Raw genomic sequence first — 223 nt, 5'->3', positions numbered from 1 at the left:
CCTGTGTCGGTTTGCGGTACAGGCACCTTTTATCTCGCTAGAAGCTTTTCTTGGCAGCGGGGAATCAAAGACTTCGCTCCATAAGGAGCTTCCCCATCACAGCTCAGCCTTTACGATAAGCGGATTTGCCTACTTATCAGCCTAACTGCTTGGACGTGCACAACCAATCGCACGCTTCTTCTATCCTTCTGCGTCCCTCCATTGCTCAAACGATAAAGAGGTG

At 50.2% G+C, this 223-nt stretch carries 1 rRNA gene; it reads right to left on the bottom strand.

Annotation, left to right across the window (positions count from 1 at the left end):
• A 23S ribosomal RNA gene (locus tag MR143_RS32865) occupies nucleotides 1–223 on the bottom strand; the annotation flags it as partial.

It is taken from the genome of Bacillus cereus group sp. BfR-BA-01347 (assembly GCF_022663835.1).
Lineage (GTDB): Bacteria > Bacillota > Bacilli > Bacillales > Bacillaceae_G > Bacillus_A > Bacillus_A thuringiensis_K.
Note: the sequence above shows the minus strand (reverse complement) of the source record. Positions and strands in the feature narration are given on the sequence as shown.